Origin of the sequence: Priestia sp. J2, from assembly GCF_020790095.1 — a bacterium.
Taxonomy (GTDB): domain Bacteria; phylum Bacillota; class Bacilli; order Bacillales; family Bacillaceae_H; genus Priestia; species Priestia zanthoxyli.
Map to the genome: position 1 here is coordinate 4,461,494 of NZ_CP086208.1, position 15,936 is coordinate 4,477,429.

13 protein-coding genes and 1 other annotated feature are annotated in these 15,936 nt (G+C 39.4%); of the genes, 2 read left to right on the top strand and 11 right to left on the bottom strand.

The features are described from left to right. Nucleotides 1-42: 42 nt before the first annotated feature. Nucleotides 43-2,685: a valine--tRNA ligase gene (locus LJY09_RS23145; RefSeq protein ID WP_155010562.1), complete on the bottom strand. Its 2,643-nt coding sequence runs from the start codon at nucleotides 2,683-2,685 to the stop codon at nucleotides 43-45. Between the two features lie 82 nt (nucleotides 2,686-2,767). Continuing rightward, nucleotides 2,768-3,012, bottom strand: a binding site (T-box leader). Nucleotides 3,013-3,242: 230 nt separating this feature from the next. Here LJY09_RS23145 and LJY09_RS23150 point away from each other — a divergent pair. Next, nucleotides 3,243-3,440, top strand: coding sequence for a hypothetical protein (locus LJY09_RS23150; protein WP_013059354.1), 198 nt, complete (start codon nucleotides 3,243-3,245; stop codon nucleotides 3,438-3,440). An 11-nt stretch (nucleotides 3,441-3,451) separates the two neighbouring features. Here LJY09_RS23150 and ysxE read toward each other — a convergent pair whose 3' ends face one another. The 8 genes from ysxE to hemA form a co-directional block, all read right to left on the bottom strand. Further along, nucleotides 3,452-4,501 carry a spore coat protein YsxE gene (ysxE, locus tag LJY09_RS23155; RefSeq protein WP_013085128.1) on the bottom strand — a complete coding sequence of 350 codons (1,050 nt, stop codon included), beginning with the start codon at nucleotides 4,499-4,501 and terminating at the stop codon, nucleotides 3,452-3,454. Between the two features lie 77 nt (nucleotides 4,502-4,578). After that, nucleotides 4,579-5,718, bottom strand: coding sequence for a stage VI sporulation protein D (spoVID, locus tag LJY09_RS23160; RefSeq protein ID WP_028411727.1), 1,140 nt, complete (start codon nucleotides 5,716-5,718; stop codon nucleotides 4,579-4,581). A 147-nt stretch (nucleotides 5,719-5,865) separates the two neighbouring features. Then, on the bottom strand, nucleotides 5,866-7,155 hold the full coding sequence (gene hemL, locus LJY09_RS23165) for a glutamate-1-semialdehyde 2,1-aminomutase (protein WP_013059357.1): 1,290 nt from the start codon (nucleotides 7,153-7,155) through the stop codon (nucleotides 5,866-5,868). Nucleotides 7,156-7,171: 16 nt separating this feature from the next. Continuing rightward, entirely contained in the window at nucleotides 7,172-8,152 is a 981-nt protein-coding gene (gene hemB, locus LJY09_RS23170; RefSeq protein ID WP_014458109.1) for a porphobilinogen synthase, read from the bottom strand. Nucleotides 8,153-8,169: 17 nt separating this feature from the next. Beyond that, complete coding sequence (locus tag LJY09_RS23175) at nucleotides 8,170-8,943, bottom strand: uroporphyrinogen-III synthase (RefSeq protein ID WP_028411728.1); 774 nt, start codon at nucleotides 8,941-8,943, stop codon at nucleotides 8,170-8,172. Next, complete coding sequence (hemC, locus tag LJY09_RS23180; protein WP_028411729.1) at nucleotides 8,943-9,875, bottom strand: hydroxymethylbilane synthase; 933 nt, start codon at nucleotides 9,873-9,875, stop codon at nucleotides 8,943-8,945. Before hemC ends, LJY09_RS23175 begins: the two co-directional genes overlap by 1 nt. 13 nt (nucleotides 9,876-9,888) lie before the next feature. Beyond that, nucleotides 9,889-10,722, bottom strand: coding sequence for a cytochrome C assembly family protein (locus LJY09_RS23185; protein ID WP_013059361.1), 834 nt, complete (start codon nucleotides 10,720-10,722; stop codon nucleotides 9,889-9,891). A 14-nt stretch (nucleotides 10,723-10,736) separates the two neighbouring features. Next, the gene (gene hemA, locus LJY09_RS23190) at nucleotides 10,737-12,077 is read right to left on the bottom strand and encodes a glutamyl-tRNA reductase (RefSeq protein WP_033579644.1); all 1,341 of its coding nucleotides are present in this window, start codon (nucleotides 12,075-12,077) and stop codon (nucleotides 10,737-10,739) included. A gap of 329 nt (nucleotides 12,078-12,406) precedes the next feature. Here hemA and LJY09_RS23195 point away from each other — a divergent pair, with 329 nt between their 5' ends. Further along, the gene (locus LJY09_RS23195; RefSeq protein ID WP_013059363.1) at nucleotides 12,407-12,892 is read left to right on the top strand and encodes a LiaF transmembrane domain-containing protein; all 486 of its coding nucleotides are present in this window, start codon (nucleotides 12,407-12,409) and stop codon (nucleotides 12,890-12,892) included. Nucleotides 12,893-12,985: 93 nt separating this feature from the next. Here LJY09_RS23195 and yihA read toward each other — a convergent pair whose 3' ends face one another. Next, entirely contained in the window at nucleotides 12,986-13,573 is a 588-nt protein-coding gene (yihA, locus tag LJY09_RS23200) for a ribosome biogenesis GTP-binding protein YihA/YsxC (protein WP_013059364.1), read from the bottom strand. Continuing rightward, nucleotides 13,570-15,894 carry an endopeptidase La gene (lon, locus tag LJY09_RS23205; RefSeq protein WP_014458105.1) on the bottom strand — a complete coding sequence of 775 codons (2,325 nt, stop codon included), beginning with the start codon at nucleotides 15,892-15,894 and terminating at the stop codon, nucleotides 13,570-13,572. Before lon ends, yihA begins: the two co-directional genes overlap by 4 nt. Nucleotides 15,895-15,936 lie beyond the last annotated feature (42 nt).

Consider the following 15,936-nt stretch of genomic DNA (forward strand, 5'->3'; position numbering starts at 1 on the left):
TATACAAGCCACGCTTTTTCTGTTGGTTTATTAACCCATTGATTATCCGCGTAATTCAGCAATACGAGACTGAACAGCTTCACGTTTTTCAACGTAATCTTGCTCTTTTGCACGCTCTTCTTCTACTACTTTAGCAGGCGCTTTTGCAATAAAGCCTTGGTTGTTTAATTTCTTTTGTACACGTTCTACTTCTTTGTTTAACTTATCGTATTCTTTTTCTAAACGGGCGATTTCTTCTTCGATATTAATTAAACCTTCAAGAGGTAAAATTAATTCTGCGCCTGTTACAACAGCAGTCATCGCTTTTTCATCTAATGAAACATCGGTTGAAATTACAAGCTCACTTGGATTACAGAAACGTTCTACATACGCACGATTCTTTTCAAGCTGACTTTGAATATTTTCATCTTTAGCTTTAATAAATAATTTTACTTGTTTGCTCATCGGCGTGTTCACTTCAGCACGAATGTTACGAACAGCACGGATAATATCTACAAGTAAACGCATATCGTTAGCAGCTTCTTTATCCGAAAGCTCAGCGCGTACTTCCGGCCATTTAGCTACTGTAATTGATTCACCTTCATGCGGCAAGCTTTGCCAAATTTCTTCAGTAATAAACGGCATGAATGGATGTAAAAGTCGCATTGTGTTATCAAGTACATAAGCTAAAATTGAGCGAGTGGTCTTTTTAGCTGCTTCATCTTCTCCGTAAAGAGGAAGTTTAGCCATTTCAATGTACCAATCGCAGAAGTCATCCCAAATAAAGTTATAAAGAATGCGTCCAACTTCACCAAATTCATATTTGTCAGCTAATTTTGTTACGTGCTCAATCGTTTCATTTAAGCGCGTTAAAATCCATTTATCCGCAACTGACTTTTCGCCTGATAAATCAAGCTCTTCAAATGTGATGCCGTCCATGTTCATTAATGCGAAACGAGAAGCATTCCAAATTTTATTTGCAAAGTTCCATGTCGCTTCGACTTTTTCAAAGCTAAAGCGTAAATCTTGTCCCGGTGAGCTTCCTGTAGATAAGAAATAGCGAAGAGAATCTGCACCGTATTTCTCGATTACTTCCATTGGATCTACGCCGTTACCAAGTGATTTACTCATTTTACGACCTTCAGCATCTCGTACAAGACCGTGAATAAGTACATCGTCAAACGGACGTTTACCCGTAAATTCAAGACCTTGGAAAATCATACGAGATACCCAGAAGAAAATAATGTCGTAGCCCGTTACAAGCACATTTGTTGGGTAGTAGCGTTTGAAATCAGCTGCATCCAAATCCGGCCAGCCCATTGTTGAGAACGGCCATAGCGCTGAACTGAACCATGTGTCTAATACATCTGAATCCTGTTCCCAGTTTTCGATATCTGCTGGAGCCTCATGATCTACGTATACTTCTCCAGTTTCTTTATGATACCAAGCTGGAATGCGGTGTCCCCACCAAAGCTGACGCGAAATACACCAGTCGCGAATATTTTCCATCCAGTGTAAGTATGTCTTTTCAAAACGATCAGGCACAAAGTTTACTTTTTCTTCTTGTTTTTGAAGATCTACTGCTTTATCTGCTAACGGCTGCATTTTTACAAACCACTGAGTTGATAAATAAGGTTCAACAACGGCACCGCTTCGTTCACTGTGACCTACTGAATGCATGTGGTCTTCAATGTCGAACAATACGCCGTCTTCTTGAAGGTCTTTAACAATTTGCTTACGGCAAGCAAAACGATCCATTCCTTCATATTTACCTGCTTTGTCATTCATCGTACCGTCTTGATTCATCACTAAAATACGCTCTAAATTATGACGGTTTCCAATTTCAAAATCGTTCGGGTCATGAGCAGGCGTAATTTTTACTGCACCAGAACCGAATTCCATATCTACATAATCATCGCCTACGATTGGAATTTCACGACCTACAATCGGAAGGACAACCTTTTTGCCGATTAAGTGCTTATAGCGATCATCTTCAGGGTGAACAGCTACAGCCGTATCTCCTAGCATTGTTTCAGGACGAGTTGTTGCGATTTCAATATGTCCAGAACCATCTGCCAACGGATAGCGCATATGATAAAACGCACCTTGTACATCTTTGTAAATAACCTCGATGTCTGAAAGAGCTGTTTTTGTAGCTGGATCCCAGTTAATAATATATTCTCCGCGATAGATTAACCCTTTTTTGTAAAGCGTTACGAATACTTCGCGCACTGCTTTAGAAAGGCCTTCATCAAGCGTGAAGCGCTCGCGTGAATAGTCTAAGCCAAGTCCTAGCTTCGACCACTGCTGGCGAATAAAGCTTGCATATTCTTCTTTCCATTTCCACGTTTCGGCTACAAAATTTTCGCGGCCTAGATCGTAGCGGCTTTTCCCTTCGCTGCGAAGCTTTTCTTCTACTTTTGCCTGCGTTGCAATCCCCGCATGGTCCATGCCGGGAAGCCATAAAACGTCATAGCCTTGCATGCGCTTCATACGCGTTAAGATGTCTTGTAACGTTGTATCCCAAGCGTGGCCTAAATGCAGCTTGCCCGTTACGTTTGGGGGTGGAATTACAATTGTATATGGCTCTTTTTCAGGGTCATTTGTTGCTTCAAAAAACTTCCCGTCTAACCAATACTGATAACGATTTTCTTCAACGGCTTTTGGATCATACTTCGTTGGAAGAGTCACTTCTTTTTCAGACATAATGTATACCTCCATAATATAAAGTTTCAGTCTTTAGAAACTGTGTAAAGCTTTTATAAACATAAAAAAACTCCTTTCCTAATAAAAGGACGAAAGGAGTTGATTTCGCGGTACCACCTTTTTTTATAGACGTATCCCGTTTGATAAGCCTATACACTTCATTTCATAACGGTTGATTAACCGGCTTTTTCTACTGAGCTATGCAGCTGTTCAAAAAAGCTACTCATAGGCGACATTCCGAGTGCACATTCTTAAGAAATCTCACAGCAGCTGATTTCTCTCTCTGAAAGACGAACATCCCGTACTCTTCCTATTCACTGTATTTATGTATGAATTTCTCTTAATTATACTATATGAAAAAATGTTGAATCGTCAATAATCTTCTCCATTTTTTTATGATTATATTCATAATTTTTTTGTTCTGCTCTTTATTTTTTCATTCACTCGCTAATTTTGGAAATAAAATGAAAAGTCCGCTCAAAAAAATGGCACCATTTCTTTCTTTTTTCATATACTTACTTTAACCTGGGCACGTGGATTGAAAGGGGCATGTACAAATGAAGAAACGAATAAATGTAAATTCGTATCAGCTGCAGCGGTGGCTCAAAACAGCAGGAGCGGCTTGTGGACAGTTTATTGTTCCTTTAACAATTTTTCAAGGTATACGTACACTATTTTTCCCCACAACCTTTGATGTACTGTTGTTGGCACTGCTTGCCATACTAGCGGTTGCTTTATATTCGGACTGGATTTAAAAACCCAAGCGCTATTCGTTCGCTTGGGCTTGTGCAGCTGCTTCCGCTGCCATTTTTTTTTGCTGATCTACTTCAAATATTTTAATATTGAGCTGTTCAATGTTTTTCGTCAGCCAGTATGCTCGAATAAATGACTGCATATGTTCAAGCTCCGTTTTACTTTCTTTATGCTGCCTATATTGAACGATACACTGATACAAGGGTTCTGGAAACGCTAAATAACTGTGCAAAAGCAGTCTTTCCTCTTCTCTGAGAGCAAAATGTTTTTCATACGTACTAAACCACTCATAGCTGTCATAGGTAGTTACTGGGTACGTGCGAAGAGTACGGAAATAAAATGAGACCAAATCATAAATCGGTGAAGCATCTTTTGCATGTTCAAAGTTAATAAAAAAACCATTTCCCCGTTCGTCATAGATAAAATGTTTAGCCGATAGCTTTCCATGAGACGTAACCAGCCGGATCTTTTCCTTTTCTTCCATTTCATCGTTCCACTGATCGAGCTTTCCAAAACCAAACTCAAGCGCTCTTGTCATTTCATAATAAAATGTACAGTAATGCAATTCAAACGGGGACATATACACTTTCTTCTCGCATTCTACTACGTACTGCTTCAGCTCTTCCTGACGTTTTTCCCACGTTTCTTTCATCGATGTATAATGATTTTCTATATCTTCTTTTTTTACTTCTACTTCCTGCGCCGAAGCACCGTGAAGCTTAGCAAGCTCTTGAAATAATTTATGATATCGAATATCACGCTCTTCGGTTGGGTTATTTGGGAGCCACGGCATTAAGTAATACGAGCCGCTTTCATCTGAAACAATGGGCTGAGAACGCTTCGTTTGATAAATAGGGACAAAGCCCATCCACCCTTTTTGATACACGTTCTGCAACTTTTGAATGAAGTTCTGATTTCGCTCTTGATGATTCGCCATTTCTTTAAGCGCAAATACGCCAGTTTTTGTATAGACTTTTTTTACTTTTCCGTAGTCTTCGATAAAGTCAACATCTAAGTCATATTCTTTTAACAATACTTTGTAGTCTGCTACTGTCCGCTGCATCTATATTCTCCTTCCTCGTAAAAAATAAAGAAAACAGTTAAGACATTATATGCGTCAAAACTGTTTTCTTTCCGACTTTAACGAACGGGAATATTTAAGATGCTTCCTTCTTCCAGCTCATATTCATCTCCTAAATTATTCACTCGTAAAATGTTTTGTACATTCGTATTATAGCGGTTTGCTATCGTATCAAGCGAATCTCCGTCTTGAACAATACAAAGCTTCCACGTTGAAAAAGCTTCTTCTTCCCGCGAAAAGAGCTTTGTTAAATAAAGGGCGTTTTCATTTCGGCCGCTTTCATTTTCTTCTTTCCGAAATTCAACAATAATCTTTTCCTTTTCTTGCTCAGCCTCTTGTTGAACGTCAGCATACGTATTTAATTCACTAGCTTGCGATTCTTCGAAGCTTTCTTGCTCTTGACGAAGCTGAAAGAGCTCAATCACGTTGTCTTCTCTTTCTTCCTCGATTGGTGCCTCTTTTTTCACTTCGACTTCAAATGGTTCATATGCTTCCTCTTCATATTCCACGACCGGCTCAGCACGAGATTCTTTTTTAAATACAGATGAAAAATAACTAGGAGGCTTTTCTGAATGATCTTCTTCAATAGCCTCTGCCTCTAAAAGTGCGGGAGCTTCACGATAGCTTACGTCAAACTCTTGCTCCTCTTGTTTCTCTTCTTCTTGAGCAAAGTTTTCAGTATATACCTCTTCAGCATCGTCTGCTTCTTCATAGGAGACGATGTGCTGTTCTTCCGCAAACTCTTCCTCTTCTTCTCGTTCTTGTTCTTCATGCTGTTCCCCGTACAATCCTGTGATGGACAAGTCAGCCATTAGCTGCAGCTGATTTGTGCCTGGTAATTCATAATCAAATAAATCAATAGATACATATACATCTTCAATACTTTGAATACGATTTTTAGGAATGGTAATATCAACAGGAAATTGATGTGATAATTCAGCCGTTCCGTCTTCACGGACAGAGATAGATTGCACTTGATTCTCATTTGTATATTCGCGTAACGAGTGCTCTCCCTCGTACGTTTCGTATTCACCTGTTAATTGTAATGCTCCTCGAATAGACACATATTGGTCATATTCTTGAATAGATACTTGAGGCTCTAAGGAGATAGACAAAAGTTGTGAGACTTCCTGTCCTTTTTGAAACCATACTGATTCTTCTACGGAAAAACGCAGACATGATAAATTATCCTGCGACAAATTGTTCTCCCCCTTCCAACACCCGCCAGGTAATAGCGCGGTCATTAAAGATGTATGAACAAATAAATTAAAATATGTCTTGAAAACTAAAAAAGCTTACGGAATCCTCCGTAAGCTTCTTTATAAAAGTTATTTCTATTTAGCTGTTTATCCACGCAACTTTGAAAAAGCTTTTTCAGCTGCTGCAATTGTATGTTCAATGTCTGCATCTGTATGAGAAGTTGATAAAAACATTCCTTCGAATTGAGAAGGAGGTAAAAACACGCCTTCATTAGCCATTTCACGATAGTAAGCTGCAAAATAATCTAAATTCGATGTTTTCGCTGTTTCGTAATTTATGACCTGTTCGTTTGTGAAGAAGAAACCGATCATTGAACCAGCTCGGTTTACGGTAAACGGCACATCATATTTTTCAGCTGCTGCCATCAATCCTTCTTCTAAGCGATCTGCTTTACGAATGAACTCATCGTAGGATTGAGGTGTCAGCTGTGTTAATGTCTCGTATCCAGCTGTCATCGCAAGCGGATTACCTGATAATGTACCTGCTTGATAAATCGGGCCGCTTGGTGCAACTCGCTCCATAATTTCAGCTTTACCACCGTAAGCACCTACTGGTAAACCACCACCGATTACTTTTCCTAAGCAAGTTAAGTCAGGCGTAATGTTGTAGTAGCCCTGTGCACAGTTGTACGCTACGCGGAACCCTGTCATTACTTCATCAAAAATGAGCAGTGAGCCATATTCTGATGTGATATCACGAAGCCCTTGTAAGAAACCGGGCTGAGGTGGTACCACACCCATATTTCCTGCTACCGGTTCAACGATTACTCCGGCAATGTCATCTCCGAATTCTTTAAAAGCATATTGTACGCTTTCTAAATCATTGTACGGCACTGTAATCGTGTTTTTAGCGATTCCTTCAGGCACTCCCGGGCTATCTGGTAGGCCTAACGTTGCAACGCCTGAGCCAGCTTTAATGAGAAGAGAGTCACCGTGTCCATGGTAACAGCCTTCAAATTTTAAAATTTTGTTGCGGCCCGTATAGCCACGCGCTAAACGCAGTGCGCTCATCGTTGCTTCCGTACCTGAACTCACCATACGGACGATTTCGATTGAAGGAACGCGCTCAATCACAACTTTAGCGAGCTCATTTTCAATTAATGTTGGTGCACCAAAGCTTGTACCAGATTCCGTTACTTTTTTTACTGCTTCAACTACTTGATCGTTGGAATGTCCGTGAATTAAAGGTCCCCATGATAAGACGTAGTCAATATATTTGTTGCCGTCAATATCGTAAATCGTAGCGCCTTTTCCTCGTTCCATAAAAATAGGATCCATATCTACTGATTTAAATGCACGAACAGGACTGTTTACTCCACCCGGCATTAGTTGCTGCGCTTCTAAAAAAGCTGCTTTTGACTTTTCATAACTTCTCATGTGTAAGCCTCCTTAATTACTTGTCAGATAACCAGCGTGCTGCGTCTTTAGCATGATACGTTACAATTAAATCCGCTCCTGCACGCTTCATGCTAATTAATTTTTCAAGAACAATCTCTTTTTCATTTACCCAGCCGTTTTGAGCTGCCGCTTTAATCATTGAATACTCACCGCTCACATTATAAGCCACTACAGGTAAATTAAACGTATTTTTCACATCGCGCATAATATCTAAATATGATAGAGCTGGTTTTACAATTAAGAAATCTGCTCCTTCTTCGACATCAGATTCCGCTTCTCGAAGTGCCTCTAAGCGATTAGCTGGGTCCATTTGATATGTTTTACGGTCTCCAAATTGAGGAGAAGAATGCGCTGCATCACGGAATGGTCCGTAAAAAGCAGATGCATATTTAACAGCATAAGACATCACCGGCACATCTTCAAATCCAGCTTCGTCTAGACCGTGGCGAATAGCTGCCACGAAACCGTCCATCATGTTTGAAGGCGCAATAATATCCGCTCCTGCTTTAGCTTGACTAACCGCTGTACGCGCTAATAAGTCAAGGCTAGGATCGTTTAAGATTTTTCCGTCTTCAATTACACCACAGTGGCCATGATCTGTGTATTGACACAAGCATGTATCTGCGATAACAACAAAATCTGGAAAATTTTCTTTAATTTGACGAATACCTTTTTGGACAATTCCGTGGTCATGGTATGCCTGTGAGCCGACCGCATCTTTTTCAGCGGGAACACCAAATACCATAGCTGACTTGATTCCTAAATCGACTAACTCTTGGATTTCATCATTCAAGTAGTCTAAAGAAATTTGATCCACACCTGGCATTGATTTTACAGCATTTCTTTTTTGTTCACCTTCTACAATAAAAATAGGATATATAAAGTCTTCCGGATGTAAATGTGTTTCACGTACAAGCGCACGCATATTTACAGAATTACGAAGACGACGATGACGTGTAAATTGTAAATCTTTCATGTTAAAATCCTCCTTTATTATTCAAAACAACTAACCAACATATCTATCATACCATTTATTGTGTATGTGTTAGGAACAAGATGCTTAATTCCATATTCGCTCGCTGTCTGACTCGTAATAGGACCGATGCAAACAACTTTGGTTTCATTTATAAGCTCAAGCCAATTCGGAATATCTTTAACTGACTCGACAAAAAATCTCACTGTAGAAGAACTTGTAAAAGTAATGGCATCAATTCCTGTTTCTAAATGTTGCTTAACCAAGCGTTCAGAGCCTTGATTTCGAATGGTCTGATATACAACTAAATCCGTTACCTCACACTCTTTTAACCCATCTTTTAAAACAGAGCGGGCTAATTGTCCTCGTACAAGGAGAACTCGCTCGTGATGTAACACATTTGCTTTTAACGACTCAAGAAGTGATTCGGCAACGTATTCTTTTGGAACAAGTTGCACGTTAACATCGTATTCTTCCAGCAATTTTGCGGTTTTTTCTCCAACCGCAGCCACTTTTAATCTTTTTAAAGCACTCCGACTGATATTTAACTCTTTTAGCCATTCAAAGAAAAAAGAAATGCCGTTTTGACTTGTAAAAACAATCCAATCAAAACAGTCAATCGACAGCAGGACATCTTCCACTTCTTTTTCATTGTTAGAACGTGCAAACGTGAGGACTGGTAAGCTTAAAGGTATGCCTCCAAGCTTTTTAATCTGTGCTGCAAATGAATGAGCCTGCTTCGCTTCTCTTGTAATCAAAACTTTTTTCAAAAAAAGAGGAGCCTCATGACTCATTATTTGTCCAGCTCCTCTTTTACGCGGTCAATTAAAAGCTTAGCTCCTTGAGATGTTAAGCGACTAGCAGCTTCTGAACCGATAGCAACGGGGTCTTTTCCCGTAATGTGCTCTTTATAAATCGTTTTGCCATCAGGAGATGCGACTAGCGACGTTAGCTCAATATTTCCACCGTCTACTATACGCCCATATCCCGCAATCGGCACTTGGCATCCGCCTTCCATCTCTTTTAAAAATACGCGTTCAGCTCTAACAGCACGAGCCGTTTCATCATGATTTAGAGTTTGAAGAAGCGATAATAATTCATCGTCATTTTCTCGGCATTCGATAGCTAAAGCTCCTTGTCCTACAGCAGGAACACTTATTTCCGGCTCTAGGTACTGAGTGACCGTATCTCTCGACCAGCCCATACGAGATAGTCCTGCAGCGGCCAAGATAATCGCATCGTAATCTTCATTTTTTAATTTCTCTAGGCGTGTATCGATATTTCCTCGAATCCATTTAATTTCGATATCTGAACGCATAGATAGAAGCTGTGCCCCTCGACGCAAGCTGCTTGTCCCAATCACAGCACCGCTTGGCAGCTCCTCAAATCGCTCACCATTTTTTGAAATAAGCGCATCACGGTGATCTTCTCGTAAAGGAATACATCCAATCGTTAATCCTTCTGGCAAAACAGCCGGCATATCTTTCATACTATGAACGGCCATATCAATTTCTTTATCTAACATGGCTTGTTCAATTTCTTTTACAAAAAGACCTTTACCGCCTACTTTGGACAGCGTTACATTTAAAATTTTGTCCCCTTTTGTCACCATTTCTTTAATTTCAAACTCAAAAGGAAGACCTTGTTTTTTTAACTGTTCAATGACCCACTTGGTCTGTGTTAACGCAAGTTTGCTTCGACGAGAGCCGACAATAATTTTTCGCATGTTGTCCTCCTAATTACGAACCCCAAAAGTGAAAATTCGATAAACTGCCAAATAAAAAGAAATTAATAAGTAAGACTAAGAACAATCCAATATTCCACATCGCGATTGCCTTTCCTTGAATACCTCTACGCAGTCTAGCATACAAGTAAGCGCTGTATGCAACAAACATTAAAAATGAACCTAACACTTTTGTATCGTACCAATGAAAATCTACGTATTTAATATAAGCCCATATGATTCCTAAGATTAACGAAAGCAATAACAGCGGTACACCAATTAAAATTAATACATAGGACATGTAATCTAGCTTTGTTAAATCTTCAATTCTTAGCAAGCGCTTGCCCCATTTCTTCTTTTTCAATAAATTATACTGAACAAGATACAGAGCAGAAAAAACAAAAGAAACTGAAAAAGCGCCGTAAGATAAAATAGCCATGGTAATATGGATGATTAATAATTCTGACACAAGGCGCTCCGACTGGACAGCTGTGTATGTTTCAAGTGGAGCAAACGTATGAATAGCCATAATTAAGAAACCAATCACATTTGTAAAAAACACCATAAAATCAACGCGGAACAGGCGATTAATCACAAGTGAAAGAGTAATTAACACCCACGCGTAAAAATACAGCCCTTCAGAAACAGTAAGAATAGGAAACCTTCCCGTCTCAAACATTCGTAAAATTAAAAAGGCTGTTTGCAAAACCCATACAATAGAAAGTAACCAGAAGGCTATCGAGTTTGCCTTCCGGTTATTTTGTACAAAATCAATAAAATATAATAAAACGCTCACCGCGTATAAAATCACAATCAATTCATAGATTCTGGTTAATTCCATATCAACCATTATTCAATCCTCACTTAAGACTGATAAGCTACTGAATGAGACGTAATCGATGTATGAAGCTGCTCTTCTTTTTCTTTTTGCAAAGCAACTTCCTGTTCAATATTAAAAATCTTCATGAACAGCTCTAAAGACTCTTCAGCATGTTTCTCTCCAGCCAATTCTTTCGCGTGTAAAATTGGATCGCGAAGAAGTTGATTAATTATACTTTTTGTATGTTTATTTAACACTTTGCGCTCACGCTCAGATAAATCTGGGAGCTTACGATCAATGCTTTTCATCGTTTCAGCTTGAATGGTAAGTGCTTTTTGACGAAGTGCAGAAATAACAGGTACAACGCCTAATGTACCAAGCCAAGACTTGAAAGCAACAATTTCAGCTTCAAGCATAATTTCAATTTCATCCGCAGCTTTTTGACGCTCTTGCAAATTAGATTCTACAATCCCGTTTAAATCGTCGATATCGTATAAAAAGACCGTCTCTAGCTCATCTAGTTCTGGATCTAAGTCACGCGGAACGGCGATGTCTACCATAAACAATGGACGACCTTTACGCGTACGCTCTGCTTCACTCATCATTCGTTTCGTTACTACATAGTCATTAGCTCCTGTTGAACTAATTAAAATATCTGCTTCGCTTAAAGCATGTTGAAGATCAGCAAATGGTTTGGCTTCTCCAGAAAAACGGTTTGCTAGCTCCTGTGCCTTTTCAAATGTTCGATTCACTACCGTTACTTTTTTAGCTCCGCTGCCATATAAATTCTGCACGGCCAGCTGACCCATTTTTCCCGCACCAAGAATCAATACGTGTTTAGATGATAAGTCTCCAAAAATCTTTTTAGCAAGCTCTACGGCTGCATAGCTGACAGAAACTGCATTCGCACCAATTTCTGTTTCATGATGAGCTTTTTTGGCTAATGTCACAGCTTGTTTAAACAGCTGATTAAAAACCGTTCCAATTGTTTCTTCTTCTTGAGCAAGCAAAAAGCTTGAACGCACTTGTCCAAGAATTTGTGTTTCACCAATCACCATTGAATCTAATCCACATGCTACTCGGTATAAGTGTTCGATGGCTCCATCATTTTCATAGATCGTTAAATAAGGCGAAAACTCTTCTTTATCTATTCCGAACCATTCAGCTAAAAATGCTTTTACATAATAACGGCCCGTGTGTAATTGATCAACAACAGCATAAATTTCCGTACGATTGCATGTTGAAACAATGATGTTCTCCAAAATGCTTTTTTGGCCGCTTAACGTTTTCATGGCAGATGCTAATTCTTGCTCATTAAAACTAAGCTTTTCTCTTATTTCAACAGGGGCTGTTCGAAAGTTTAAGCCGACTGCTATAATATGCATTTGTACATACCCCCTATAATTGAAATGTGCTTATTTATCCGAATTTGACGGGCAGTAACCCCTAAATTTCCAAAGAGCTACAGTGAGATAACTGCCCGTAAAATCCGGCGTTCTTCATTCTACTATTCGTAAAATCCGGCGGACATTACACAGATGTAATCTTCGCCTTATCTCTAACTATTATAACATGTTCTATAAGTCATTCGAAAAAAAAATGTGAACAGTCTTTGAAAACATGTGTTAAGATATTAACTGTTATTCCGTAATAAATTGTATCAAAAAAGCAGCGTTTTATCACGTTTTCTGTTTTGAAACACCTGGAGGTTACTATGAAAAAGCAATCAATGTTTTTTGGTGTCTTACTAGTTGGATTTGGAATCTTTTTCTTACTGAATGAACTACATATGAGCATTGCAGCAAAGGTATACACGTGGCCTGTACTGTTAATTTTAATAGGAGCGGCACTGTTAACTGAGTCTGCTTTATCTCAAGATCATTCAAACTTGCTTGCAAGTTACATATTAATCACTTTAGGTATTCATTTCTATGTAAGTGAACAAATTCCCTTTTGGCCTACGAATATTAGCATGGTCGTTTTTATGGTGGCCATTAGCTTTTTACTCAGTGCTAGAAAAGCCAAATCGGGCTTTTTCCAAGGCGGCACCCTTTTAATTATTGCCATTTTAATGATGTTTTCAGACCGTCTTAAACTATTTTTGCCAAAAGTTGAAGACGGCGTAAATTATTTAACAACCTTCTGGCCTATTTTATTGTTACTAGTTGGGCTATATTTATTATTTTTCAAACGAAAGTAATCTATGTAAACAAGTTAAAAAAATGGAACGTTTGACTCACTTCCTGGTAGAGTGATGATAAACGTTCCATTTTTTTAGCTTCTATTCCTTTGTTTAGTGAGTCATGCGATACTGCAAAGATTTCCACGCTTTATCTTTTCCTTCACCTGTTTCAGATGAGAAATGAATTAATTCATCATTTGGATCTAAATCCAGCGTTTCTCTCACTACTTTTAAGTGCTTTTGCCATTTTCCTTTAGGAATTTTATCGGCTTTCGTCGCAATAACCATAACGGGAAGGTCATGGTGCTTCAAAAACTCATACATCATAACGTCATCCTTTGAAGGAGCATGGCGTAGATCAACAATCATTAACACAGCTTTAAGCTGCTCACGATTTGTTAAATACGTTTCAATCATTTTCCCCCATGCTTCACGCTCTTTTTTAGACACTTTTGCAAATCCGTAGCCAGGTACGTCTACAAAGTGAAGGATTTCATTAATTAAAAAGAAGTTAAGCGTTTGAGTTTTTCCAGGCTTAGACGACGTACGCGCTAAGCTTTTGCGATTGAGCATCTTATTAATAAAAGATGATTTTCCTACATTTGAACGGCCTGCTAACGCAAATTCTGGCAGGTTTTCTTTAGGATATTGTTCAGGGCGTACGGCACTGATAACAATATCGGCTTGAGTTACTTTCATTTTACCTCTCCTACTAGCGCATGTTCCAATACTTGGTCCACATGTGACACAAGAACGATGTCTAATTCCTCTTGTACACTGTCAGGGATATCTTCAATATCACGTTCATTATCGTGAGGGATTAATATTTTAGTTAATCCGGCACGGTGTGCACTAAGTGACTTTTCTTTTAAACCACCGATTGGTAATACGCGACCTCTTAGTGTAATTTCTCCTGTCATTCCTACTTCTCTACGCACTGGTTTACCCGTTAGTGCTGATACTAGAGCAGTGGCAATGGTAATTCCTGCAGAAGGTCCATCCTTTGGTACAGCTCCTTCTGGAACATGGATATGAATATCATGTTTTTCATAAAACTTCTCATCAATTCCTAGTTTCTCTGCATTTGAACGCACATAGCTAAATGCCGCCTGAGCTGATTCTTTCATCACGTCTCCAAGCTTTCCGGTTAGCACTAGTCTTCCTTTACCAGGGGATAAGCTTACTTCAATGGCCAGCGTGTCTCCTCCTACAGTTGTGTAAGCAAGACCTGTAGCAACGCCAACTTGATCTTCCGTCTCAGCCTGTCCGTAGCGGAACCTAGGCTTACCAAGGAATTCTTCAAGCGTTTTGGCCGTCACCACCACGCGCTTTTTCTCACCAGAGACTACGATACGAGCTGCTTTTCGACAAATGGAAGCAATTTCGCGTTCAAGGTTACGAACACCAGCTTCTCTCGTATATAAACGTATGATTGCTGTTAAGGCGTCATCGCGAATCTGCAAATTGCCCTTTTGCAATCCGTGATTTTCTAGCTGGCGCAGCAATAGGTGACGCTTCGCGATTTCAAGCTTTTCCAGCTCCGTGTAACCAGCAATTTGAATAATTTCCATTCGATCGCGCAGCGGCCCCGGAATCGTAGCTAAGTTATTAGCTGTAGCCACGAACATCACTTTTGATAAATCATACGTTTCTTCTATATAGTGATCGCTGAAATTATGATTTTGTTCAGGATCCAATACTTCTAACAAAGCAGAAGACGGGTCTCCTCGGAAATCATTTGACATTTTATCGATTTCATCAAGCAGAAATACAGGGTTAATCGTTCCTGCTTTTTTCATTCCTTGAATAATGCGTCCAGGCATAGCTCCCACGTACGTGCGACGATGACCGCGGATTTCTGACTCATCTCTCACACCGCCTAGAGATACTCGTACAAAATGACGATCTAGAGACGTAGCAATTGAGCGGGCTAGGGATGTTTTCCCTACGCCAGGAGGTCCTGCTAAACATAAAATAGGGCCTTTAAGAGATTTTGTCAACTGCTGCACGGCTAGATATTCTAATACGCGTTCCTTCACTTTTTCAAGGCCATAGTGCTCATCGTTCAGCACTTGTTCAGCATTATGAATATTGAGCGTATCTTCCGTTTCGTTTGTCCAAGGTAGCGCAATCAACCACTCGATATAATTTCGAATGACTGAGCTTTCAGCGGAGGTAGCAGGAATTTTTTCATAGCGATCCAATTCTTTAAACGCCACTTGTTTGACATGGTCCGTCATCCCACTTGCTTCAATTTTTTCGCGAAGCGTTGCTACTTCTCCTGTCTTTCCTTCTTTGTCTCCAAGCTCTTTTTGAATCGCCTTCATTTGCTCACGAAGATAATACTCTTTCTGAGTGCGTTCCATTGATTTCTTTACACGCTGTCCAATTTTTTTCTCCAGCTGCAAAACTTCTTGCTCGTCTTGAATATGAGAAATGATCGTATTTAATCTTTCTTTCACATCAGTTGTTTCTAAAATTTCTTGTTTAAGCTGAATTTTTATTGGTAAATGAGAGGCTACAATATCTGCTAATCTTCCTGGTTCTTCAATGTCACTTACGGTTGAAAGAGTTTCAACGGACACCTTTTTGGAAAGTTTTATGTATTGTTCGAAATAGTCTAAAAGCGTGCGCATCAGCGCTTTATCTTCTACATCAACCTGATGTTCTTCATTTTGCTTTTCCACGTGTACAACAAAATATTCTTCGCTGTCTTCAAATTCTGTAACGGTTACGCGATTTAGTCCTTCTACTAAGACGCGCATCGTTCCATTCGGCAGCTTTAGCATTTGTTTAATTTTTGCCAACGTACCGGTTCTATATAAATCCTCTTTTGTTGGTTCATCGATACCCATATCTTTTTGTGATACTAAACAAACTAAGTGATCATCCATCATTGCTTTTTCTAATGCTTGCACAGATTTGTCTCGCCCAACATCTAAATGAAGCACCATTGTCGGATAGACGATCAAACCTCGTAAAGGCAGTAGCGGCATTGTCAATTTTTCTTTTTCTGCCATGCAATGAACACCTCCAATGCTCGTCAATTAAAGTATGTAAAG

What these genes read in the sequence shown, in the direction of transcription:
- LJY09_RS23195 (WP_013059363.1), top strand. Translation starts at nt 12,407, where the DNA reads ATGAAAAAGCAATCAATGTTTTTTGGTGTCTTACTAGTTGGATTTGGA.
- LJY09_RS23175 (WP_028411728.1), bottom strand. Translation starts at nt 8,943, where the DNA reads ATGAGTCATGAGGCTCCTCTTTTTTTGAAAAAAGTTTTGATTACAAGA.
- lon (WP_014458105.1), bottom strand. Translation starts at nt 15,894, where the DNA reads ATGGCAGAAAAAGAAAAATTGACAATGCCGCTACTGCCTTTACGAGGT.
- hemA (WP_033579644.1), bottom strand. Translation starts at nt 12,077, where the DNA reads ATGCATATTATAGCAGTCGGCTTAAACTTTCGAACAGCCCCTGTTGAA.
- hemB (WP_014458109.1), bottom strand. Translation starts at nt 8,152, where the DNA reads ATGAAAGATTTACAATTTACACGTCATCGTCGTCTTCGTAATTCTGTA.
- LJY09_RS23150 (WP_013059354.1), top strand. Translation starts at nt 3,243, where the DNA reads ATGAAGAAACGAATAAATGTAAATTCGTATCAGCTGCAGCGGTGGCTC.
- hemC (WP_028411729.1), bottom strand. Translation starts at nt 9,875, where the DNA reads ATGCGAAAAATTATTGTCGGCTCTCGTCGAAGCAAACTTGCGTTAACA.
- ysxE (WP_013085128.1), bottom strand. Translation starts at nt 4,501, where the DNA reads ATGCAGCGGACAGTAGCAGACTACAAAGTATTGTTAAAAGAATATGAC.
- yihA (WP_013059364.1), bottom strand. Translation starts at nt 13,573, where the DNA reads ATGAAAGTAACTCAAGCCGATATTGTTATCAGTGCCGTACGCCCTGAA.
- LJY09_RS23145 (WP_155010562.1), bottom strand. Translation starts at nt 2,685, where the DNA reads ATGTCTGAAAAAGAAGTGACTCTTCCAACGAAGTATGATCCAAAAGCC.
- LJY09_RS23185 (WP_013059361.1), bottom strand. Translation starts at nt 10,722, where the DNA reads ATGGTTGATATGGAATTAACCAGAATCTATGAATTGATTGTGATTTTA.
- hemL (WP_013059357.1), bottom strand. Translation starts at nt 7,155, where the DNA reads ATGAGAAGTTATGAAAAGTCAAAAGCAGCTTTTTTAGAAGCGCAGCAA.